Raw genomic sequence first — 23816 nt, 5'->3', positions numbered from 1 at the left:
AAAGGCAAAAATTGTGATTTTTTTATCTTTAGAAAAAAATTAGACAGATTTTTGCCATATTTTTTTAAACAAAAATGCTTCAATAGCTTGACAAATGGCGGTACAATCGGCTTCACGAAGAGAGGGAAGTTTTAAAAGAGGAATGTGCAAATTTTCAAATTGAAAAGTTTTATTTGTGGAAAAACGTTCATATTCCGGACCGAGAAAAATAACACAATCGATAGTTGTGTGCTTTTCAAATTCTATCATATAAAGACCAACGCCACGAATCTCGATGCCGCCCTCTAAATTATCGGGAGTGTATCCGTGAAGCTTTCCATTTTCCGCACGCAACATTGTATAATCATCACTGATAAGCTTCGCTTCACGTTTTGACCACTCAGCGCGGTCAAGCAAAGAAAGGGTGAGGGTTGATTTTCCTGATCCCGATGGACCTATAATTAACAGCCCCTTGCCGCCTAGTTGAAGGCAATTTGCGTGGAGTATTTCACATTTTGTTTTCATGTCTTTTACTTTGGATAAAAGATTTATTTAGCAAGCGGAAGCATAATAGTAAAACGTGCACCAGTTTTACACTTCCCAAGTGTAGGATCAATAATATTTTCGGCTGTAATTGTCCCATTATGAGCTTCGATGATTTGCCGACTAATAGAAAGGCCAAGTCCAGAGTTTTGCCCAAAAGCATCTTCATTTGGTCGATCTGTATAAAAACGTTCAAAAATGCGTTCAATATTTTCTGAACGAATACCTGGGCCATTATCTTCAATGGTTAAAATAAGGGTTGAAGCATGACTTTTCATAGTAATGCAAATTTTGCCACGATTCCGAGGAATAAAAGAACGCGCATTTTCAAGAAGATTTGAAATCACTTGTCCTAAACGGAGTTCGTGTCCCAATACAAGATAGGCTTTTCCATGAGGACGTGGGACAATATTAAGGCTTATATCAATGGTTTGCGTATTACGATACACTTCCTGAACAGCATGAACAAGACTTTCCAAAAGCGGTGTCATATCAACAATCTCTGCGGTTTCTCGTGCAAGCTCTGCATCGAGCCGTGATGCATCAGAAATATCTGTAATCAACCGATCAAGGCGGCGCACATCATGTTGAATAATTTCAAGCAATTTCTCTTGTGCTTCTTCATTTTTAGCCAGAGGGAGCGTTTCAACAGCACTGCGTAGAGAGGTGAGAGGATTTTTTAATTCGTGGCTTACATCAGCAGCAAAGCGTTCAATGGCTTCAATACGCATATAAAGGGCATTGGTCATATCACGAATAGAAGTTGAAAGGTGACCAATTTCATCTTCACGCATTGAAAAATCAGGAATTTCTACACGCTGATTATTGCCATTACGCACTCGATTAGCCGAGGCAGATAATTTACTTAATGGATGGGCAATCGTATGGGCCAAAAAGAGAGAAAGAACCAAAAGTACGCTACCTACAACGGCAAAAACTTTAAAGATAACCAGTCTTTCGCCTTTTACAATGTTATCAATATCGGAACCAGTGGTTGAAAGAAGAAGAGCTCCAACCACTGCGCGATAGCGTTGAACAGGAACGGCAACAGAAACAATTAATTGCCCTTGTCTGTTGCGTCTTTTAGCCGTAGCAAGAGATCCGTTTAATGCGCGGTACACTTCTGGATAAGCAATACCACTGGTTTTTGTTTGTTCTCTGTCAAGAGCAATACCTTTACCATAAAATGCGCTTGAATACCATGAAGTAAGGCGATCCCACATGTTTTGTTCTGTTTTAAGTGGGGGTAAATCATAACTAAAAACTTCTCCACTAGAATAAAGAACGCGCGAATCAAGAAGGAGAGTAGCATCACGATCATAGATACGTGCTCTTGTCGTTTTAGGTGTGATGAGACGCCGTAAAAGAGGGGCAACTTGCTCAGGGTTAATAGGAAAATCCCAAGAATCGGTTGATTGAGGGGCTGGTGTAACGCTTTCACCAGTCTGTAACTCTAAGAGTTTTTGGGGATCAATGAGGATAGAATTTGTATCTACTGTTGCAGAAGCAGCAATAGCCCCAGCAATAATTTTTCCTTGGGTACATAAACTTTTAATTTTTGCTTCAATTAAACCATCGCGAAATTGGTTAAGGTATAAAATGCCTGTAACTAAAACGGCAAGGGCAGCAATGTTTAATATAACAATGCGACGTGTAAGGCTGGAAAAAAGCAATTGTCTAAAGAGACGTTGTATTCGAAGATGCAAACGAGAAAACATAAGAAATGGCGTTGAGGATGTACCATTAACGGTTGTTTTTTGTAAAGTTTCCAGTTGAGAATTGTCTGTCATCGATTTGATTGCCGTTCAAATTTTTGCGACAAAGTAGTTTTATACCTCGTGGAAACGATAACCTACACCATAAAGTGTTTCAATCATTGCAAAATCATCATCCACTTGTTTAAACTTTTTACGCAGACGTTTAATGTGACTATCAATGGTGCGATCATCTACGTAGACTTGATCACTATAGGCAGCATCCATTAAAGCATCACGACTTTTTACAACTCCTGGTCTTTGTGCTAAGGTTTGCAGAATCAAAAATTCCGTAACGGTTAAAATAACAGGTTTATCTTTCCATGTACAGGTATGGCGTTCTTGATCCATCACAAGATCTCCACGTTTGAGAGAAGAGGTGGAAGAAGTTCCTGTAGAAAGCGGTTGGTTACGTGCATTAGAACGGCGCAAAATAGCTTTCACGCGTTCAATAAGAAGACGTTGGGAGAAAGGTTTAGTAATAAAATCATCAGCTCCCATTTTGAGACCAAATAATTCATCAATTTCATCATCTTTAGAGGTGAGAAAAATAACTGGAAGATCAGATTTTTGACGCAAACGACGCAAAAGTTCCATCCCATCCATTCGGGGCATTTTAATATCAAAAATAGCTAAGTGTGGAGGGTGAAGTGTGAGACCCTTGAGTGCAGATGCTCCATCTGTATAGCTTTCAACCCGATATCCTTCTGTCTCAAGCGCAAAAGATAAAGATGTCAAAATATTGCGATCATCATCAACAAGTACAATCGTTTGTGTGATTGTTGGTGTATCTTTCATGGTTTCTTAGACCTTTCTATTGCTGTGGTAGCAAATTACCCACACTTATTTATATGGGAGTTCATATTTTTTTTGCAAAACAAATATGATACAAATTGTAGCAAAGTAAAAAACCTTTTGTCATTACTGTAAAATCTTGTTTTGCTTTCATAATTTATAATGTTTCTATGTCTATTAAGATCCCTTCATTTGAGAGAAAATTTTCATAAAGGCTTTTTTTATCAAGGTTTATTACAAAGTTTATTATTGTATTTGTCTCATAATTGAACAGATGTAGTTTTGATTGTTGAAGTTTAGAAAATCTGCCTATGTGTTTTAAGAGCAAAGAAAAGAATGTGGCAATATATGCACAAAAATTTGTTTCTGCTACACGAAAGGAGGTCGTAATGGGATTTTTTAATTTTATTAAAACTGTAGGGGAAAAGTTAGGTATTGGGGACCATGAACCAAAAGAAAAAGATTTTAAAAGAGCATTTGATGATTTTCAACTCGGTACAGAAAAAGTCAATATTCAAGTTGAAGACGGTAAAGCTATTTTAAGCGGTGAAGTTCCAGACAGGGAAACACTTGAAAAAGCACTGCTGGTTGTTGGCAATTCACAAGGTATCTCTTCTGTAGATGTTGATCAATTAAAGGTTATAGATACAACGCCTAGAAAAACTTCTCGCTTTTATGAGGTTAAATCTGGTGATAATCTTTGGAAAATTGCTGAAGAGGTTTATGGAAAAGGGCAAGGTAATAAAAACACATTTATTTTTGAAGCCAATAAGCCAATGCTAAAATCTCCCGATAAAATTTATCCTGGACAAGTTATACGTATTCCTGAAATTGACCATAGTTAATTCATCAAAGAGGATAATTTTTTACTGATGGCATTAAACAAAAAATAAAGGAGCGTAAAAAAATTCACGCTCCTTCATTTTATAAAGTGTGTATTTATTGTGTATTTATATAAAAGGAGCTTAGTGAACAAGAGAGGATTTAGAAGGTGATGGTACTTTCATAGCGTTTACAGAGAAATCAACATCAATGGTTCCTGCTTTCTCAAATGTCAATTTTGCGCTAATTTTATCACCTAACTTGAATGGTTTTGAAAGCCCCATAAACATAATATGATCACCGCCAGGCTTAAGCGTGATTTCTCCATTTCCCGGAATTTCAATGCCATTGTGCATTTTTTCCATTTTCATAATATCATTAACGACAGCCATAGAGTGTATCTCTGTTGTTTTTACTCCGTTTGTGGAAATAGAAACCAAACGGTCTGGGGTATTACTGTGATTAATAATATAGAGATAACCGCTACCAACTCTTATACCTTTAGGTGTTTCTCGTGTCCAAGGATTGAGAATTTCTATGTCGCCAAGTTTATATTGCTGAGCACCTGCTGGCAGGGTTATACCAGCAAAGAGAAGAGCACACACGATATTTATGATAACCTTTTTGTATGGATATTGTGTATGGATTATATTCTTAAAGATGAGATTTGTTATTTTCTTAATAATAGATGTCATCATTGATTTACCCTCCTTCATAAGATTCACACTTTGAATATTTTTTTATTTTAGCAGAGCTTTTATTTAAAATAAAAGAAAGAAATACTAAAATGAAATTGATTTGAATATGAGAATAAAAATCATAGAATTATTTGATTTTAAAGGAAGGCAGTAAGGTTTACAACGACAACACACCTCTCAACGCTTCCGTGTTCATCTCATAAATAATATTTGTAAATGGTATAAAATCTATGATGCACTGCTATTTTGCTTAATAAATATAATATAGAACAATCATCAACCACTTTACCAATTTTAATATTATGACAGCTCTTGGCATTTTAAAGCGTTTATACAGAGGCATTTTTATATATTTTCAAAGTTCAAAATTATATAGTTAAGACAAAACGCTTTAGGTGAGTTTAAAGCATAGATTTCAAATAACCGCAAACAATGAGACCGTTAGAAGGAGAATTTTTGAAAGGAGATCGATGGATAATACCTTTACAGATGTGAGCATTAGATATGATGACTATTTTAGTCCAAGAAAAATTTATAATATTCGCGATATAAATTATTCGCCTTTTAAAAAGCTTTTACGGGAGTATGATTTTATCAATGATGAGAAGATCAAGAGCGAGAGTGCAATCGCTCTTTTATTTTTTTAATTTTTATAGAAAGATATATTTGTTGAGAATTGCAAGAAAAATATATTATGATCTCAAGTCTCTCATAAATATGGTATTTATGGGTCATTAGAGTGCCTATTTTAAAATAAATTTTTTATTTTAGAGATGTTTCTCTCATTATTCTCTTGTAGCAATAAAAGCCTGTTCTTATATACGAGGCAGCAAGGCTTGTTGCGACTTGCAGTTTATTATTATTTATGTTGCTTGAAGCAATATACGGGCTTTAGGTGTTATGAGGAGCTATCTTAAAAAGATGCTTTATGAAGGTTGAGGTAGCTTGCTGAATGGAGATTATAATATGGCAAAAGTAATTGGTATTGATTTGGGGACAACGAACTCTTGTGTGGCTGTTATGGATGGCAAAAACGCAAAAGTTATTGAAAACTCAGAAGGAGCGCGAACAACACCTTCCGTTGTTGCCTTTACTGATGGGGGGGAGCGGCTTGTTGGGCAGCCTGCTAAACGGCAGGCGGTGACAAATCCTGAAGGGACAGTTTTTGCAGTTAAACGTTTGATAGGGCGCCGTTTTGATGACCCTATGGTTGAAAAAGATAAAGCACTTGTGCCTTATAAAATTGTTAAAGGTGACAATGGTGATGCATGGGTTGAAGAAGCGGGAAAGAAATATTCTCCGTCGCAAATTTCAGCTATGATTTTGCAAAAGATGAAGGAAACAGCAGAATCTTATCTTGGTGAAAAAGTTGAACAAGCCGTTATTACGGTTCCTGCTTATTTTAATGATGCGCAACGTCAAGCTACGAAAGACGCGGGTAAAATTGCTGGACTTGAAGTTTTACGGATTATTAATGAGCCAACAGCTGCTGCTTTAGCTTATGGTTTGGACAAAAAAGACGGAAAAACAATAGCAGTTTACGATCTTGGTGGTGGTACATTTGATATTTCAGTTCTTGAAATTGGAGATGGCGTTTTTGAAGTTAAATCAACCAATGGAGATACGTTTTTAGGTGGTGAAGACTTTGATATGCGCCTAGTTGGTTATTTTGCAGATGAATTCAAAAAAGAGCAAGGAATTGATCTGAAAAATGATAAATTAGCTTTACAGCGCTTAAAAGAAGCGGCAGAAAAAGCAAAGATTGAGCTTTCTTCGTCACAGCAAACAGAAATCAATTTACCATTTATCACGGCAGATCAATCAGGTCCCAAGCACTTAACAATGAAATTGACTCGGGCAAAATTTGAATCTCTCGTTGACGATTTAGTGCAGCGTACCATCGAGCCTTGTAAAGCTGCGTTGAAAGATGCTGGATTAAAGGCTGGTGAAATTGACGAAGTTGTTTTAGTAGGTGGTATGACACGTATGCCCAAGATTCAGCAAGTCGTGCAGAGCTTCTTTGGTAAGGATCCACACAAAGGTGTTAATCCTGATGAAGTGGTCGCAATGGGTGCTGCCATCCAAGGAGGTGTATTGCAAGGCGATGTCAAAGACGTGTTGTTGCTAGATGTAACGCCTTTATCTTTGGGTATTGAAACCTTGGGTGGGGTTTTCACACGCCTTATTGAGCGCAATACCACTATCCCAACAAAAAAATCGCAAGTTTTTTCGACAGCTGATGATAACCAGAGTGCTGTGACGATTCGTGTTTTCCAAGGTGAACGGGAAATGGCAAGTGATAATAAGTTATTGGCTCAATTTGATCTTGTTGGTATTCCTCCAGCACCACGTGGTATACCTCAAATTGAAGTTACTTTTGATATCGATGCGAATGGTATTGTTAATGTTTCGGCCAAAGATAAGGGAACAGGTAAAGAGCATCAAATTCGTATTCAGGCATCAGGTGGTTTAAGTGATGCTGATATTGAAAAAATGGTAAAGGATGCAGAAGAGCACGCGGCTGAGGATAAAAAACGCCGTGAAGGTGTTGAAGCTAGAAATCAAGCGGAGGCTCTTATTCATTCAACTGAAAAGTCGCTCAATGAATATGGCGATAAAGTATCAGCTGAAGAAAAGGGACAGATTGAAACAGCAATATCTGATTTGAAATCTGCGCTTGAAGGCAGTGATACGGAAGAAGTAACAACAAAGATGCAAAAATTAGCAGAAGTCAGTATGAAGCTTGGACAGGCTATGTACGAAGCCTCACAAGCAGCGAGCGCTGACACTGAAACAGAGGCAAAGAATGATGATGTTGTTGATGCTGATTTTGAAGAAGTTAATGATAAGAAGAAATAGTGTCAGCATATGTGTTGATTAATTTATAAACCCGGCCTTTGAAATATAAGGCTGGGCTTTATTATTTGAGATAAGTTGCAACTTTGTTGCTAAAAATATAAATTAAAAGCAATATTATCCATAAAGATGGATGACAGAAAAATTATCAGGAATACATGATGAAGGTTGACTATTATGAAATTCTTGGCGTGACTCGCGAATGTGATGATAAAAAGTTGAAATCTGCTTTTCGTAAGTTGGCAATGCAATATCATCCTGATCGCAACGCGGGGGATAAAGAGGCAGAGCGAAAATTCAAAGAAATTGGCGAAGCCTATGAAGTTCTTAAAGATCCTCAGAAGCGTGCTGCTTATGATCGATTTGGCCATGCGGCCTTTGAAAATAGCGGTGGTCAAGGGGAAGCAAATCCCTTTGGCGGTTTTGCTGCTGGTGGTGGATTTGCGGATATTTTCGAAGACTTTTTTGGTGAGATTATGGGAGGGACACACCGTAAGCGTGGTGATAGTCGCGAACGTGGTGCAGATTTGAGTTATAATATGGAAGTGACTTTAGAAGAGGCATTTTCAGGAAAAACTGCAGAAATTAATATTCCCAGTTCCGTCACGTGTGATGTTTGTGAGGGATCAGGAGCGAGAAAGGGCTCTAAGCCGCAAGTTTGTGGAATATGTCATGGATCTGGTCGTGTGCGTGCAGCACAAGGTTTCTTTTCTATTGAGCGAACATGTCCTTCATGTCATGGACGTGGTGAAACTATTACGGATCCATGCCCCAAATGTCAGGGGACACGACGCATAGAGAAAAAACGTTCATTGAGCGTAAATGTTCCAGCTGGTATTGAAGATGGAACGCGTATTCGCCTTTCTGGTGAGGGTGATGCTGGTATTCGTGGTGGCCCCAATGGTGATCTTTATATTTTCCTTTCCATTAAACCGCATGAGTTTTTTCAGCGAGAAGGAGCAGATCTTCACTGTCGCGTTCCTATTTCAATGGTAACAGCTGCTTTAGGAGGAGAGTTTGAAGTTTCCGACCTTGATGGTGTTAAAGCACGCGTTAAGATTCCAGAAGGGACACAAAATGGACGTCAATTCCGCCTTAGAGGCAAAGGTATGCCCATGTTGCGCCGTCAGCAAGCAAGGGGTGATCTTTACATCCATATCACGATTGAGACACCGCAGAAATTAACGCAAGAACAACGTGAATTGTTGCAAAAATTTGAAAAGCTCTCAAATCATGAAAATTCACCGCAATCACATGGTTTTTTTTCACGTATGAAAGAATTTTTTGAAAATATTTCTGGTTAAAATATGTGAATGTTCTCAGAATAATTAGAGAGAGCTGTAGGAAAGTTATTTTCATTAAGTTTTCTATTATCTCATTGTCTTTGAAAAGCATTTTTTCTTGAAAAGAAAAGAGAGAGACAGCTAATTTAGGATAAACTCCTGCTGCTGATAGTTTTTATATTTCATGAGTTTTATGGATAAGTCTTATTTTTGAGTGTCTATGACATTTTAAAAAGGGCTTATCCATATAAGAACGCAATTGAGTGATTGATAATAAATATTGCCAGTGTCATGATAACTGCCTTTATGCATTCAGTATTTTTTGTATTTCTTTTTAAAGGCTCTATAATAAAACTATAAAATAGGTAGCGGCTTGCCAAGAAACGCTAAATAAGCTGTTAGGCAATCCATCTTTTTCAAATAAAGTATCAACTTCTTATAACCGATTTTATTTTTGGCATTTTTCATAGTTTTAATCACTGCTTCCTTTAAAATAAGGGTTATTTTATTTGGAATAGCTTTTACATGCCTCATCTTAGCTTTTAGCCGTAATCATGTCTTTTTAGATGCGGATTTAGTTTTGTATTTCTGATGTCATAAATACTTCTTCCAGATAATAAAAAACGCTATAATCAAGTTTATTTTGTTCCAAAGAAATTGTGGAATGAGATAATGTGTGTTTAATGCTAAAGAAGACATAACAAAACACGTTTTGAGGTATTCGATGTATCTCTCTTGTAGGGAAACAGATTCGATGGAATTCACTTAATTGAATTTATTGGCATAATAAAAAGTTGGTGGGAAGATAGAGGAAGTTACCTTTAAAAAGAAAAAATAAATACAATAAAAAAATAGCACAATATGCTTAGAAAACAGCACGATATATTATTGAAATTGTTAGTGATATGGAAAGAGAAATTTACGAAATGAATCTTTTTTCATAAAATAACATAATTAAAATAATACATTAAAAGAATTAACAATTCTAAAAAACATTGAATAATTCAAGCATGTATTGCTATGCAGAAAGAAAAACTTAATGACCGATCATGAAAAATGAGAAGTTTTATAAAACCTTACGAAGAGAGTAATCTAAACAATTAAATGCTTTTACGAAGATGCTTTTGAAGAGCTATCACAATATATGGATAAAGTTGCAAAGCCTTTTTTCGATTTTACGATATAAAAAGATAAATTATTATTATAAATCAACTTATTATGATTCTCCATGAGGAGCGTTCAATCGACATTTCCTCATGTTTAATGATTGAGAAAAAGTCAAATTTTTAAAACCAAAGTTATAGTTTATTGGGATAAGCTATAAAGCAGTTGAGTGATTTCTTATCTTAGGAATATGTTAATTTTATTATTATAAGAAACTTTATTTTTATCTTACAAAATCAATGGTTGTATATATTCCTATTCATTGTTAAGTATCCATAGGGATAAAATAATGAGTTGAATGTGCAGCGTAGCTTCAAAATTTTGCTTTTCAATTTTATATATAAGATCATAAAATAATGACGTTTTTTTACGCCTATTTTGTTTAATTTTTCGCTGTCAATTTTTAAAGGAAGTTTTTGTATTTCATTTCGCTATTCCTTTTTCGTAATTTAGAGGAAAATTGACGATTTTCAGGGGGGTGGGTAGAGTAAAGTTTGGTTTTATTGTTTTCACTTTTCCTAAATTTCATTAAGAGATGGTAAAAAGTGATGAGGAGGCTCTATTGATGGATGATGCTAAAAACGGTGATGTAGATGTTTTGGAAAAACAAGCAGCATTTTTATCGTCTGCTTTACCCTATATGCAAAAATATGAAAATGAAACGGTCGTGGTAAAATATGGCGGCCATGCTATGGGTGATCCTGCTTTGGGGCGAGCATTTGCGCGTGATATTGCTCTATTAAAGCAATCGGGGATTAATCCTGTTGTTGTTCATGGTGGTGGGCCTCAAATTGCTGAAATTTTAATGAAAATGGGGATTGAATCGCGATTTGAAAACGGATTACGGGTAACCGATGAGCGGATCGTTGAAGTGGTTGAAATGGTTTTAGCGGGTTCCATAAATAAAGAAATTGTTGCTCTCATCAATGCTGAGGGAGAATGGGCAATAGGATTATGCGGCAAGGATGGCAATATGGTTTTTGCCGAAAAGGCTTATAAAACTGTCATTGATCCTGATTCGCATATTGAACGTGTTTTAGATTTGGGGTTTGTTGGTGAGCCTGTTGAAGTTGACCGCACATTGCTAGATCTTTTAGCATGTTCTGAAATGATACCGGTTCTTGCTCCTGTGGCTCCAGGACGCGATGGTAAAACTTATAATATTAATGCTGATATTTTTGCTGGAGCTATTGCTGGTGCATTAGAGGCTAAACGCCTTTTATTTCTCACTGATGTTCCTGGTGTTTTGGATAACCAGGGTAAACTTTTAAAAGAATTGACAGTTTCTGAAGCTGAGAAATTTATTAAAAATGGGACAATTTCAGGAGGCATGATTCCAAAAGTAGAGACTTGTATAAAAGCCCTTCAAAATGGCGTGGAAGGTGTTGTCATTTTAAATGGTAAAACTCCTCATTCTGTTTTACTAGAGCTGTTTACCGAACAGGGAGTTGGAACGCTTATTGTTTCATAAATTGTGGGGAAAATTGGAAGAGAAAGTTTTTCATGGTGAATCTAAAACAGTTTAAATATCCTTTATTAAGTAAGCCAGAATTGGCAATATTTACTGCGACAATATTGTGGGGCGTTACATTTTTAGTCATTCACATTGCGGTACGCTATAGTGGTCCTCTGTTTTTTGTTGGATTTCGTTTTATTGTTGCATCTCTTATATGTGGGGTAATTTTTTGGCGCTCTATAAAAGGTATAACTGTTTATGAAGTTTTCGCTGGGATGGCGATAGGTTTAGCCATGTTTTTTGGTTATGCTTTTCAAGCAGCTGGACTTCAAACAATTATTAGTAGTCAGTCAGCTTTTATCACAGCGCTTTATGTACCGATGGTTCCAATCTTGCAATGGATTGTTTTTAAAAAACCTCCCCGTTTAGCTTGTTGGATTGGTATTATTTTCGCTTTTATTGGGCTTGTATTTATTTCAGGGCAAAAGCCGGGAAATTTTGATTTTTCAAAAGGCGAAATTTTAACTTTGTTAGGCGCTTTAGCGATTGCTGGAGAAGTCATACTCATCGGAATTTTTGCGAACAAGGTTGATAGTCGGCGTGTAACCATTATTCAGTTATTTTTTAGTGGTTTTTTTTCATTTGCTTGTATGCCTTTGATGGGTGAAAGCATCCCTGAATTTTCGTGGGTGTGGTTTAATATTGGTATAGGATTGGCATTAATGAGTGCCATCATTCAATTAGCTATGAATTGGGCACAAAAGTCTATTTCCCCTACGCGTGCGACACTCATTTACGCAGGTGAACCGGTATGGGCTGGTATTGTTGGGCGTTTGGCTGGAGAACATTTATCTCCCTTAGCTTTATTGGGCGGTTTGCTTATTCTGATTGGGATAATTGTGGCTGAATTACAACCTTCACAATGGCGTAAAAAAAATAAAGCAATTAAAAAAAAATGATTAGCTATACATTTTTTTATTATGATTTTATTGCATGAGATTTTTTCTTGTAGAGTTTTCATTTTTGAAGCTTTTTTAATATTAAGATGATTAAGAAGTTCTATAAGTTATTCCAGCTTTTGCATGTATCTGTTTGCCTAACTTCTGAAACGGGAAGACAACCTTTATTGAGCCAAAGCATGAGGTGATATAAAGGTAAAAATTAACGCTCATCTTTACGATCATGTTTAAATTTGGCTTTAACAACTTTCAAAAACATCTACGGTAATGTTTTTGAATAATGAGAATTACGCACTGTCGCACGTTATTTCTTTTGTCCTTTAATAGAGTTACGCTTCTCATGCAAAATAGAACGCCCAAAGTATCCCCATAACGTTGTACATTAAATCGTTTTTTAAAAGATAATTTTCTCAATATACATCATATTCATTGACAGTCCGCATGAAGTATAGAAAAACCACAGAGCATCATCATTTTACTTAAAATAAAGGGCACTAGCATTTTCTTTATCAGTTCTCAATATTATGATAGCCTTTGGCATTTGAAAGAGAGAGGCATTTTTACTCATTTCTTAAACGTTTTTATCCATACACTAGCTCTGTTTTATAATGGGGAAGCAAAAAATTTATTGATTCATTATGAGAAGATTTAAAATGAGAGAGGCTCGCGATATTCAGAGTTTTAATTTAAATCGCAAAACAATAAACGATCATTATAAATCAATGTGTTATCCAATGAATCGAAGAGGATTGGTGTGCTTTATGCTTAATGGAGGAAGGAAGGAGTTATATAAAAACATGACTCAATAGAGCATATTTCTAAAGTTTTAAAAATTGAGAAGAAACTCCCGCGATATTCATATTATTTTATATAAGATTACTAAAAAAGAAGATTATTGCGTACAAATAAAAAAGCATTTCTTGCGAATTTTATTGCAAGCCTAAGTGATATACACGCCCATCATATAAATATGATAATACATTGATTTATAATTATAATATAGCACTATTCACATTGAATTAGAACCCTGAATACTGTAAAATTTTCTCACTTCAAATCATTTTCATGTTAAATCAATCCAAATCACTTGCTTACACATCACAAGTGGGTGGGGGGCATGTGGGTAAAGACTGTACAAGAAAGGCATATCTCTTATAAACTTTTTCAAGTGTAAAGGATCGTCGTAATATTGGAGGCTGGCAAAGTGTGTGATGGTGCCGGCTTACTACAGCATATGAGTTATCAAATAAGATGTGAAAGGATCATTTTAGCACCCTTGGATTTAATTTAGCAAACAAAAGCATCATTTTTTAGGCTATAAAAAGTTGTGTTTTGAGAAGCTTTTTAGGTTTATATTATTTTGATAGAAGCCGGAACATAATTGGTCTTTGCGTTTTGTATTATTCTTTGCTAAATCGCCTTATATGACAATAGATCGTAATTATATTCGTAATTTTTCCATCGTGGCGCATATTGATCACGGCAAATCAACTTTAGCTGATCGTTTGATTCAAATAACAGGTGGGCTTGATACACGTGAGATGAAAGAACAAGTACTCGATTCCATGGATATTGAGCGTGAACGTGGAATTACTATTAAAGCACAAACGGTACGTTTACACTATAAGGCAAAGAATGGTGAAACCTATATTTTAAATCTTATGGATACACCTGGTCATGTGGATTTTGCTTATGAGGTTTCGCGTTCATTGGCAGCTTGTGAAGGTTCTCTGTTGGTGGTGGATGCAAGCCAAGGCGTAGAGGCGCAGACGTTAGCAAATGTTTATCAAGCCATTGATAATTCCCATGAGTTGGTTGTTGTTCTCAATAAAGTTGATCTTCCAGCAGCAGAACCTGAGCGTGTTAAAGAACAAATTGAAGATGTAATAGGCATTGATACATCTCAAGCAGTAGAAATATCAGCAAAAACAGGTTTGGGTGTTCCTGATGTTTTGGAGGCAATTGTTGCACAATTACCACCTCCACATATAGGCGATGTTGCAAATCCCTTGAAAGCAATGTTGGTTGATAGCTGGTATGATGCATATCTTGGTGTTATTGTTTTGGTACGGGTGATAGATGGTATTTTAAAAAAAGGCCAAACCATTCGTATGATGGGTACAGGAGCAAAATATCCAGTTGAGCGCGTTGGGGTTTTTACACCTAAAATGGTACAGGTTGATGAATTAGGACCGGGCGAGATTGGTTTTATCACTGCTTCTATCAAAGAGGTAGCAGATACACGGGTTGGGGATACGATTACTGAAGAGCGCCGTCCTTGTGAAAATGCTTTACCTGGTTTTAAGCCTGCGCAACCGGTTGTCTTTTGTGGACTTTTTCCAATTGATGCTGCCGATTTTGATGATTTGCGTGCAGCCATGGGCAAATTACGCTTAAATGATGCGAGTTTTTCTTTTGAAATGGAAACATCTGCGGCTTTGGGGTTTGGTTTTCGCTGTGGATTTTTGGGACTTCTGCATCTTGAAATTATTCAAGAGCGATTAGAGCGTGAGTTTAATTTGGATTTAATCGCGACAGCACCTTCGGTTGTTTATCGCATGAATATGAATGATGGTTCTGTTAAAGAGTTGCACAATCCAGCGGATATGCCTGATGTGGTTAAAATTTCTTCCATAGAAGAACCGTGGATTCGGGCGACAATCATGACTCCTGATAATTATCTTGGGTCAATTTTAGAACTATGCCAAGAGCGGCGCGGGGTACAGGTTGGTTTGTCCTATGTTGGAACCCGTGCTATGGTAACGTATGATTTACCACTGAATGAAGTTGTTTTTGATTTTTATGACCGGCTAAAATCAATCTCAAAGGGTTATGCTTCTTTTGATTATCAAATGACAGATTATGCAGAAGGTGATTTAGTTAAAATGTCTATTTTGGTGAATGGAGAGCCTATTGATGCATTATCGATGCTTGTTCACCGCACGATTGCAGAAAAGTGCGGGCGTTCCATGTGTGAAAAACTGAAAGATCTTATTCCCCAGCATATGTTTCAGATTCCAGTTCAAGCGGCTATTGGTGGTAAAGTTATAGCGCGCGAAACGATTCGTGCTTTGCGTAAAGATGTAACAGCGAAATGTTACGGGGGTGATGTTACGCGTAAGCGCAAACTTTTGGAAAAGCAAAAAGAAGGCAAAAAGCGGATGCGCCAATTTGGAAAAGTAGAAATTCCACAATCAGCATTTATTCAAGCGCTCAAAATGAACAAATAATGAAAAAAGGAGTATTTTCTCTCATTGATTGCGCTTTTGCTTTTGTCGATTGGTTCAGGTGTTTAAAGGACACTTTAAATAGAATTGCGCCGTGCTTCATGTTTTTGTGTATTGCGTAAAGGTGTCACTTTCTCATGTAAAACAGAATGCTTTAAACAAAATGCGTTTGTGTTGCATATTTGTGCACGTATTTTAATAAATATCTCTCAATACACTCGACCTCATTTCACGATAGCGTGCGTAGAAAGTATAACGGTAAAGCTTCCGTGAATGACATAAAACTCATAACCATATTTATTGTCATAAAGACACATGGTGCTTGAGAAAATTCATTAAAGACATTTTTATTCTTTTCTTAAAGTGCTTCTTATCCATACACCAACAGTGTTTATGAGACGAGCAGGAAATGATAGTGATTGATTCACTATGAAAGGATTTGAAATGAGAGAATCCTTGTATTCGAGGTTATTATTCAAGTTAAAAAACGATGAAATATTATTATGCATTAATCTTGTGTCTAAGAACGTAAAAGATCATTAATGGATGTTTTTTCTCGTGTTTTTTGATCAACACGTTTTACAATAACAGCACAATAAAGGCTAGGTCCTGCTTCACCATTTGGTAAAGGTTTTCCAGGGAGAGAACCTGGTACAACCACTGAATAGGCTGGTACTTCACCAATAAAAATTTCACCTGTTGTACGATCAATAATCTTTGTTGATTTTCCAATAAAGACTCCCATTCCCAAAACAGCACCTTCACGGATAATACAGCCTTCAACAATTTCAGAGCGAGCACCGATAAAGCAATGATCTTCAATGATTGTTGGATTTGCTTGCAGTGGTTCCAAAACACCTCCAATACCAACACCGCCAGAAAGATGGACATGTTTACCAATTTGTGCACAAGAACCAACGGTGGTCCATGTATCAACCATTGTGCCCTCATCGATAAAAGCACCAAGATTGACAAAGGAAGGCATCAATATAACGTTGGGTGCAATGTAAGCAGAATGACGTACAATGGCTCCAGGAACGGAACGGAAATCAGCACTTTTAAAATCTGCCTCTTGCCAACCAGAGAATTTTGAAGGAACTTTATCCCACCAATGTGTCCCATTGATTCCACCAGTAATAATTTGCATAGGATTAAGCCGAAAAGAGAGTAAAACCGCTTTTTTCAACCATTGATGAACATGCCATTGTCCATTTTTGTGTCGTTCTGCAACACGAATTTCACCTTTATCAAGAAGGTTCAATGCATGTTCAACACTCTCACGTATTTCGCCTTTTGTGGTAGTATCGATAGAATCGCGATCGTCAAAAGCTTGTTCGATAATAATTTCAAGTTGTGTGATATGGGTCATGACGAGAGTTCCGTTAAACAAGTTGAAAGCTTCAAGATTTATTCTCTATGAACTACGCGAAGAAATGTGTTCAGTCAATAAAACGATGAGGAAGTAGGACAGGTGTATGAAAAAAAGCTGTAAAGAAAAAAGAAAAGCAGAGCAAGAAAACTGGGCACCACTTCTCCATGCGAAGGATGCTCTACAACAAATACATAAAGTTTCTAATTCAGCACAAATGCGTTCGTCTACTTATCGTTTAGCCTATACCGATCAAGATTTTATGATGCGTCCAGAGCTGCGCTCACAACGTATTAGTCTTGAATTTTTAAAGCCGGAAATAACCCTTAAAGAATATGATATTCAATCAACAGTTGTTTTGTTTGGTGGTGCGCGTATTCCTGAACCTGGGCAAGCAGCGTGGGCTGCAAAAAATGAAATACAAAAGAAAAATTTGCATGCTATGTCACATTATTACGATGAAGCAAGAGAGTTTGCGCGTTTGTGCTCACTTTATTCTGCTACGACAGAATATCGTGAATTTGTGGTTGTTACGGGAGGCGGACCAGGAATCATGGAGGCGGGAAATCGTGGTGCTTGTGATGTTGGTGCCCCAACGATTGGCTTGAATATTATTTTACCACATGAGCAAGAGCCTAATTCGTATGTGTCGCCGCATTTGTGTTTCAATTTTCATTATTTGGGGATGCGCAAAATGCATTTTTTAGTACGAGCGAAAGCCCTAGCCATTTTCCCTGGCGGATTTGGGACTCTGGATGAACTGTTTGAGACGTTAACTTTAGTACAGACAGGGCGTATGAAACAGGTACCAATTTTATTGTTTGGCAAAGAATTTTGGAGCAATACTATCAATTTTGAGTATCTGTCTGCACAAGGTACAATCTCTCCTACTGATGTTAATTTTGTGAAATTTGTTAATACAGCAGCAGAAGCTTTTGAAGAAATTCGTTCTTTTTATAAACTGCCTTAACGACTTTTGAGACGCTCACTCTTGAAGGATCATTAATACTCTACTTTGGTTAAATAAAGTCCTGAGGGGGGGGCAACAACACCACAACGTTTACGATCTTTAGCATGAAGAGCTGCTTCGAGATCTTGAGCTGTCCAACGTCCAATACCCACTTCCATGAGGCTTCCTGCGAATGAACGGATTTGATGATGAAGAAAAGAACGAGCTTGTGCATAAAGAAAAATTTCTTCACCTTCTCTTTGAATATCGAGGCGTTCAAGGGTGCGAATAGGGCTTTTGGCTTGGCAATGTGCTGAACGGAAAGTTGTAAAATCATGTTGTCCTACAAGCTTTTGCGCAGCTTCATGCATGGCGTCAGCATTAAGAGGCTTTGGCAACCACCACACGCGTTTGGCATTTAAAGCTGGTGGAGAGCGACGATTGAGGATTTTGAAAAGATAATGGCGTTTGGTTGCGGAAAATCGTGCATCAAAGTCATCAGGGACATTTTCTACATTTAAGATTGAAATCGCCTCTCCTTGTTTACGTAAAAGAGCATTGAGCGCATCTCGCACAGTATGGGAGAGCCAGTTTTTTTCAAAATCAACATGCGCAACTTGTCCGGTAGCGTGTACGCCCGCATCCGTTCGTCCTGCTGTTGTTATGGTCAATTGTTGTCCACTAAAGCAAAAAATCGCTTGTTCAAGAGCTCCTTGTATCGTGTGAAGTTTTGCTTGACGCTGCCAACCAGCATAATTTGAACCATCATATTCAAGAGTGAGTTTAAAACGTGGCATCTTAAAAAACAGCAGAAATATGAGCACCTCGCAAAAAGGTTGCGCTATCAAGAATTTTACCGCCAGATCTTTGGAGAGAGGTTATTTCTATCCGTCCTTGCCCACAATGGATAATCAAAGAATCTGGTTCTATCCGTCCAATTTCAAGAGAAGGACCTGTTGTTAAGCGACTATCAAAAATTTTTACACGTTCTTCTCGTCCACCGATATTCATATTGCACCAGCAACTAGGAGAGGGAGAGAGCGCGCGAATATGCCTATGAATAAACTCTGCTGGTTTTGTCCAATCAATGCGGGTCTCTTCTTTTCTAATTTTGGCGGCATAGGTGATGCCTTCTTCTGATTGTGGGGTCAGTTTAAGTCGTCCTTTTTCAAGAGTGGATAAAGTCTCTACCATAAGTTCTGCGCCAATATGTGAAAGTCTGTTTGAAAGCTCAGCAGTGGTGGTGTTATCCGTAATGGGGATGGAGCGAGAAAGAGCGATAGGCCCCGTATCAAGTCCTTCATCCATTTTCATGATCATGATACCTGTTTCTTTATCACCAGCCATAATTGCTCGTTGAATAGGCGCAGCACCACGCCAACGTGGTAAGAGTGAGGCGTGGGCATTAAAACAACCAAAACGCGGCGTTTCGAGAATAGCTTTGGGTAAAAGGAGTCCATAAGCCACCACAATAGCAGCATCAACAGAAAGTGCTGCAAATTGCTCCTGTTGTTCGATTGTTTTAAGTGTTTGAGGTGTAAAGATGGGTATAGATTTCTCTTTTGCTACGGTGTGAACAGCGGAGGGGATTAATTTAAGCCCTCGACGTCCTGCTGGGCGAGGGGGTTGACTATAAACAGCAACAACATCATGACCTGCATCCAGTAAAGCATGTAAAATAGGAACAGAAAAATCTGGTGTTCCCATAAAACTTAATCGTAAAGCCATTACAAAACTGCTTCCTGCATGTTTTTTTCTTTTGCGCGTTTTTTAAATTTTCGTATCACCATATCGCGTTTGATCTTTGAAATGTAATCAATAAAAAGGCGCCCATCTAAATGATCAATTTCATGCTGCAAGCAAGTTGCCAAGAGATCGTCTGCTTCAATTTCTGTTTGTTTTCCTTCACGGTTCTGATAGCGAACACGAAGGCGTTTAGGACGTTCAACCTCTGCAAAATAATCAGGAATAGAAAGACAACCTTCTTTGTAAATATTACGCTCATCTGAAAGCCATAAAATTTCAGGGTTGATAATAACAAGTGGTTTTTTCTGCTCATCTTCAGAATTTCCAGAGACATCTATAACCAACATACGTAGCGGTATACCAATTTGAATAGCAGCAAGACCAACGCCCTTAGCATTATACATGGTTTCCAACATGTCATCTGCAAGTTTTTGGAGAGATGAATCGACCTGCTCAACAGGTTTGGACACTTCCCGTAAAATCGGATCAGGTAAAGTAATTAAAGATCTCATTGGCATAGGCATAAGTAGAGATTAATCAATGGTTTGTTATTGGTCAATATTGAATAACGGATTCTTGCGTTTTTTTACAATAAGAGCGTTATATTACAATTTATGTTTGATTCGTTTTTTTCCATACTCGCTGGTTATTTTTTTTCTAAACTAGTGCTTTTGCTTTTATTTATACTTGTCTGTTTGGCATTTTTTATGTTGATACATTCTCATCGAAAAAAAGCATTTTTGGAAAATGAAATTGCTGAACGCGCACGTGAGGCACAAATGCAGATGGCTACCTTGCTGAAAACACAAGCTGAAATGCAAGGGCGAATGCAAGCGATGGCGGAAATTTTTGGTCAACGGCAGGCTGAATTGAATAAATCACTCAGTGAGCAACTCAATGGGATGACAACAAGCTTAGGCCAAACACTTCAGGTACAGACTAAATCCACTTATGAAAATTTGAATCGTTTGCAAGAGCGTTTAGCAGTGATTGATGCGGCACAAAATAATATTCAATCGCTTACGGGACAAGTTGTTCAGTTACAGTCTATTTTAAGCAATAAGCAGACACGTGGTACTTTCGGTCAGGGGCGGATGGAAGCAATTATTGCCGATGCCTTACCAACAAACGCTTATGCTTTTCAGGCCGTTCTTTCTAATGGAAAGCGCCCAGATTGTCTCATTCATATGCCCAATAAAGCCCCTTCTCTTGTTGTTGATGCTAAATTCCCTCTGGAGGCTTGGAATGCTATGCGTAAGGCAGAATCAGCGCAAGAGCGTCAAGAGGCAGAACGCCAATTTCGTACCAATATGGAAGTCCATATTCGTGATATTGCACAAAAATATTTGATTCCTGGAGAAACTCATGACACTGCTTTCCTTTTCGTGCCATCTGAATCGATTTTTGCAACAATTTATGAGGACTTTGAGGCATTGGTACAAAAATCCAATAGAGCTCATGTGATTATTGTTTCACCATCTTTGTTGATGCTCTCTGTCCAAGTGGTACAAACCATTATGAAAGATGCGCGGATGCGTGAACAAGCGCATTTAATTCAATCAGAAGTAGCAAAATTGATGGAAGATTTTGGACGAATGGATATGCGTGTTCGCGCATTACAGAAGCACTTTCACAAAGCAGGTGAAGATATAGAGGGAATTTTGATATCGTCCTCCAAAATTATGAAACGGGCAAATCGCATTGAAACTGTTGAATTAAAAGAAAATTACTCTGAACCAACAAAAATGACAACATTAGCTCAGTCGCAAACATTGCGTTTTGCTGATGAGGAATAAAGCAAAGCAAGCTTCTTAAATATCACAAGTTAGATCATGTTCTTTATTGATTGGTAATCATTTTTTAGTATCTCTATCTTGTTTTATTTCTTAAACGAGAGGAATAGGAATATGCGACACCTTTTGTTTTTAGGGGCACTGGTGTTTTTGCTAGAGGGATGTGCAACAACCACTCCCATCCACACAAATAATGCTTGTGCTATTTTGGCACAAAAAAATGGTTTTTTTGACAATTGGGGTAAAGTGTCTCAAAGAGCGGAAATGCGCTATGGAATTCCTATGCCTATCATTCTTGCAACCATTAAGATGGAATCGAGCTTTCGTCACAATGCACGTCCTCCACGCAAAAAACTACTTGGTTTTATCCCATGGAAGCGTCGGTCGACAGCTTATGGTTATGCTCAAGCGCTTGACAGTACATGGGCAATGTATCTTCGCTCGACAGGAAAGTCTTTTGCATGGCGTACGAATTTCGCAGATGCTGCTGATTTTGTTGCTTGGTATCATCGCCAAAGTGTTCAACGCAATGGGGTGAGATTTGATGATGCATATAGCCTTTATTTAAATTATCATATGGGACATGGTGCTTATGCGCGTAGTGGCGGGCATGCCACTACGGCACTCTCACAGGCAGCACAGCGCATGGCAAGGATATCGAGGCTCTATGAACAGCAATTAAAAAGATGTGGATGGCATTAGGGAAGATTTTTGAAAATCTCAATCAGGGAATTGATGTGGTAAAATCATTTGAGGGAAAAATTTTTTATGATACGACAAGGCTGTCTCGTTTTTCTGATCATTCAATGAAATAAATTGTTATTTTTTAGAATAAACTCAAGTAACAGAAAGCTTTTGCAATACACAATATATTTGAAGATACTCTCGACATTTTTACCTCCTTTGTTTAAAAAATTTACAATGGAAACTATCTTCTATTTAGCGCTGGCATTTCGCATTGGGCTAAGTACTAGAGGTTATTGAAGAAAAATTTTAAAATATAATATCATTTTTTATTTTCATTATGCGTATTACTGGCTGATTATTATATGAATATTTTCTTTGTTAAGCGTATAAAATAGCAATTAAAACAAATGCAATTCGGGCATCATAAAAAGGGTAAAATATTCAATATAAAAAAACGAGAAATGCATTAAACGAAAAAACGTTGTTTTGTATAAAGAGGGCGCTACAGTCCTCAAAAGAACTAAGTATATTTAGTATTGTATGAAATAAAACATACTCGTCCATCCAGTCCATTTTAATTGAAAGACGTTATCTTATTGTATTGTAAAAACACTATCGTTTATAGGATGATAAGGTATATGCAACTTTACACACAATGAATATTCAGGGTAGGGAGTATTCAGAGAAAGATTTGTAGCGCCTATGAAGTAACAAGTCAGTCTCCAATGTTGTGATAGCTTTTGCATTTGAGAATATTTATGAGAAGCATTTTTATTCTTTTTCTTAAATTGTTTAAGCATATTGATTTATAAAGATAATATATCGTTATTCATATTAAAGTAAGAATTTCGAATGACGTAGGGTTTTATCGTTTCAGATCTCTTGAGGTTGAATCAATAAAACCATTGGTTTGCACATAACAAGCGCAATTGGCATGTGGATAAAAACTGTGAAAGAAAAGACTAAAAATGTTTTTTATGAACATTCTAAAATGTAAGAATTATCGCCAACATTGGGAATTAGCACAATAATGATGGCGCTACTTTGCTCTCACACCTCAACCTTTCTTGTGATGCACAAGGAAAAAAACAATTGATTCAATATATTATTTAAGCGTTAATATACCTTAGTATTGAGCAGGTAGATGCTAATCAAAGTGAGTAATTTTTTTGGCAGGACATCTGATCAGATTAAAAATACTCAAAAAAAGCTCTAATTTTCAATAATTGAGAAGTATATTTTAATATTTTATTCTCTACTCTTTGTTTAAGCACTTCATACCTTTTAAAAAGATATCGGTAGCCAACATATTATGATTTTGTGGAAATATTGTGGTAAAGGAAATTCAAACTTTGTCCTTGAAGACAAGGCGTAGGTTAAACAGCACATTTTCTATTTCTGTGCAAAACATAAAAGAATTATCTACTTTCACGGTTGCAACAGTAAAATTTTATAATCCAACAAATGATTAAAAACGTATTATAATATCATTAAAATGCAAGGAACAAGCGCTATTGGAATTATGATTAAATAGCAAATAAACCTTTTAAATTGATGTACACATCCTTTATTATAATTGATTCCCTTGATAGAACAGTTTGTCCTTTTGGTGGAGCTAAGCGGGATCGAACCGCTGACCTCTTGCATGCCATGCAAGCGCTCTCCCAGCTGAGCTATAGCCCCTATAAAAACAAATTTTTCCAAAAGGACAGTATACAATTCCAACTTTTCTAGAA

General features: G+C 37.1%; 20 protein-coding genes and 1 tRNA gene. 11 read left to right on the top strand and 10 right to left on the bottom strand.

Annotation, left to right across the window (positions count from 1 at the left end; genetic code table 11):
* Positions 1-39: 39 nt before the first annotated feature.
* The 3 genes from ACFILA_RS00435 to ACFILA_RS00425 are packed head-to-tail and all read right to left on the bottom strand — an operon-like array spanning position 40 to position 3074.
* Entirely contained in the window at positions 40-504 is a 465-nt protein-coding gene (locus ACFILA_RS00435) for an HPr kinase/phosphatase C-terminal domain-containing protein (RefSeq protein ID WP_375630571.1), read from the bottom strand.
* A gap of 23 nt (positions 505-527) precedes the next feature.
* The gene (locus tag ACFILA_RS00430) at positions 528-2312 is read right to left on the bottom strand and encodes a sensor histidine kinase (RefSeq protein WP_273790229.1); all 1785 of its coding nucleotides are present in this window, start codon (positions 2310-2312) and stop codon (positions 528-530) included.
* A 39-nt stretch (positions 2313-2351) separates the two neighbouring features.
* Entirely contained in the window at positions 2352-3074 is a 723-nt protein-coding gene (locus tag ACFILA_RS00425) for a response regulator transcription factor (RefSeq protein ID WP_005774392.1), read from the bottom strand.
* A 386-nt stretch (positions 3075-3460) separates the two neighbouring features.
* Here ACFILA_RS00425 and lysM point away from each other — a divergent pair, with 386 nt between their 5' ends.
* Complete coding sequence (gene lysM, locus ACFILA_RS00420; RefSeq protein WP_375657972.1) at positions 3461-3916, top strand: peptidoglycan-binding protein LysM; 456 nt, start codon at positions 3461-3463, stop codon at positions 3914-3916.
* Positions 3917-4036: 120 nt separating this feature from the next.
* Here lysM and ACFILA_RS00415 read toward each other — a convergent pair whose 3' ends face one another.
* The gene (locus tag ACFILA_RS00415) at positions 4037-4591 is read right to left on the bottom strand and encodes a copper chaperone PCu(A)C (protein WP_273790231.1); all 555 of its coding nucleotides are present in this window, start codon (positions 4589-4591) and stop codon (positions 4037-4039) included.
* A 470-nt stretch (positions 4592-5061) separates the two neighbouring features.
* Between ACFILA_RS00415 and ACFILA_RS00410 the strand changes: the two genes are divergently transcribed.
* The 3 genes from ACFILA_RS00410 (at position 5062) to dnaJ (ending at position 8751) form a co-directional block, all read left to right on the top strand.
* Positions 5062-5238 (top strand): hypothetical protein, encoded by a 177-nt coding sequence (locus ACFILA_RS00410; protein WP_273790232.1) that lies wholly within the window; start codon positions 5062-5064, stop codon positions 5236-5238.
* 319 nt (positions 5239-5557) lie between these two features.
* Positions 5558-7450: a molecular chaperone DnaK gene (dnaK, locus tag ACFILA_RS00405; protein WP_273790233.1), complete on the top strand. Its 1893-nt coding sequence runs from the start codon at positions 5558-5560 to the stop codon at positions 7448-7450.
* Positions 7451-7608: 158 nt separating this feature from the next.
* Positions 7609-8751, top strand: coding sequence for a molecular chaperone DnaJ (dnaJ, locus tag ACFILA_RS00400; RefSeq protein ID WP_375660466.1), 1143 nt, complete (start codon positions 7609-7611; stop codon positions 8749-8751).
* A gap of 333 nt (positions 8752-9084) precedes the next feature.
* Here dnaJ and ACFILA_RS00395 read toward each other — a convergent pair whose 3' ends face one another.
* Positions 9085-9264, bottom strand: coding sequence for a hypothetical protein (locus ACFILA_RS00395; RefSeq protein WP_375660465.1), 180 nt, complete (start codon positions 9262-9264; stop codon positions 9085-9087).
* A 1195-nt stretch (positions 9265-10459) separates the two neighbouring features.
* Here ACFILA_RS00395 and argB point away from each other — a divergent pair.
* From argB to lepA, 3 genes are all read left to right on the top strand, one after another.
* A complete protein-coding gene (gene argB, locus ACFILA_RS00390; protein WP_273790235.1) occupies positions 10460-11365 on the top strand; it encodes an acetylglutamate kinase in 906 nt (301 codons plus the stop codon).
* 32 nt (positions 11366-11397) lie between these two features.
* Positions 11398-12309 (top strand): DMT family transporter, encoded by a 912-nt coding sequence (locus ACFILA_RS00385; RefSeq protein ID WP_375660464.1) that lies wholly within the window; start codon positions 11398-11400, stop codon positions 12307-12309.
* A gap of 1424 nt (positions 12310-13733) precedes the next feature.
* Entirely contained in the window at positions 13734-15539 is a 1806-nt protein-coding gene (lepA, locus tag ACFILA_RS00380; protein WP_375660463.1) for a translation elongation factor 4, read from the top strand.
* 517 nt (positions 15540-16056) lie between these two features.
* On the opposite strand, the gene dapD is transcribed toward lepA, so the two are convergent.
* Positions 16057-16905, bottom strand: coding sequence for a 2,3,4,5-tetrahydropyridine-2,6-dicarboxylate N-succinyltransferase (gene dapD, locus ACFILA_RS00375; RefSeq protein WP_375630559.1), 849 nt, complete (start codon positions 16903-16905; stop codon positions 16057-16059).
* 106 nt (positions 16906-17011) lie between these two features.
* On the opposite strand from dapD, the gene ACFILA_RS00370 reads away from it, so the two are divergent.
* Positions 17012-17875 carry an LOG family protein gene (locus ACFILA_RS00370; RefSeq protein ID WP_375630557.1) on the top strand — a complete coding sequence of 288 codons (864 nt, stop codon included), beginning with the start codon at positions 17012-17014 and terminating at the stop codon, positions 17873-17875.
* Positions 17876-17907: 32 nt separating this feature from the next.
* On the opposite strand, the gene truA is transcribed toward ACFILA_RS00370, so the two are convergent.
* The 3 genes from truA to def are packed head-to-tail and all read right to left on the bottom strand — an operon-like array spanning position 17908 to position 20118.
* A complete protein-coding gene (truA, locus tag ACFILA_RS00365) occupies positions 17908-18651 on the bottom strand; it encodes a tRNA pseudouridine(38-40) synthase TruA (RefSeq protein ID WP_375630555.1) in 744 nt (247 codons plus the stop codon).
* A 1-nt stretch (position 18652) separates the two neighbouring features.
* A complete protein-coding gene (gene fmt, locus ACFILA_RS00360) occupies positions 18653-19582 on the bottom strand; it encodes a methionyl-tRNA formyltransferase (protein ID WP_375637218.1) in 930 nt (309 codons plus the stop codon).
* A complete protein-coding gene (def, locus tag ACFILA_RS00355) occupies positions 19582-20118 on the bottom strand; it encodes a peptide deformylase (protein WP_273790310.1) in 537 nt (178 codons plus the stop codon). Before def ends, fmt begins: the two co-directional genes overlap by 1 nt.
* Positions 20119-20214: 96 nt before the next feature.
* Here def and ACFILA_RS00350 point away from each other — a divergent pair, with 96 nt between their 5' ends.
* The 3 genes from ACFILA_RS00350 to ACFILA_RS00340 all read left to right on the top strand — a co-directional run bounded on the left by ACFILA_RS00350 (position 20215) and on the right by ACFILA_RS00340 (position 22208).
* Positions 20215-21396 carry a DNA recombination protein RmuC gene (locus ACFILA_RS00350; protein WP_375660462.1) on the top strand — a complete coding sequence of 394 codons (1182 nt, stop codon included), beginning with the start codon at positions 20215-20217 and terminating at the stop codon, positions 21394-21396.
* Between the two features lie 111 nt (positions 21397-21507).
* Entirely contained in the window at positions 21508-22095 is a 588-nt protein-coding gene (locus tag ACFILA_RS00345) for a hypothetical protein (RefSeq protein ID WP_273790243.1), read from the top strand.
* The gene (locus ACFILA_RS00340; RefSeq protein WP_375630550.1) at positions 22086-22208 is read left to right on the top strand and encodes a hypothetical protein; all 123 of its coding nucleotides are present in this window, start codon (positions 22086-22088) and stop codon (positions 22206-22208) included. Before ACFILA_RS00345 ends, ACFILA_RS00340 begins: the two co-directional genes overlap by 10 nt.
* A gap of 1479 nt (positions 22209-23687) precedes the next feature.
* Here ACFILA_RS00340 and ACFILA_RS00335 read toward each other — a convergent pair.
* Positions 23688-23763 (bottom strand) — tRNA-Ala (locus ACFILA_RS00335).
* Positions 23764-23816: the final 53 nt, after the last annotated feature.

The organism is Bartonella sp. CL71SXKL (genome assembly GCF_042194935.1).
GTDB lineage: Bacteria > Pseudomonadota > Alphaproteobacteria > Rhizobiales > Rhizobiaceae > Bartonella.
The sequence above is the reverse complement of the archived record's forward strand: the minus strand, read 5'-3'. Positions and strand labels throughout refer to the sequence as shown.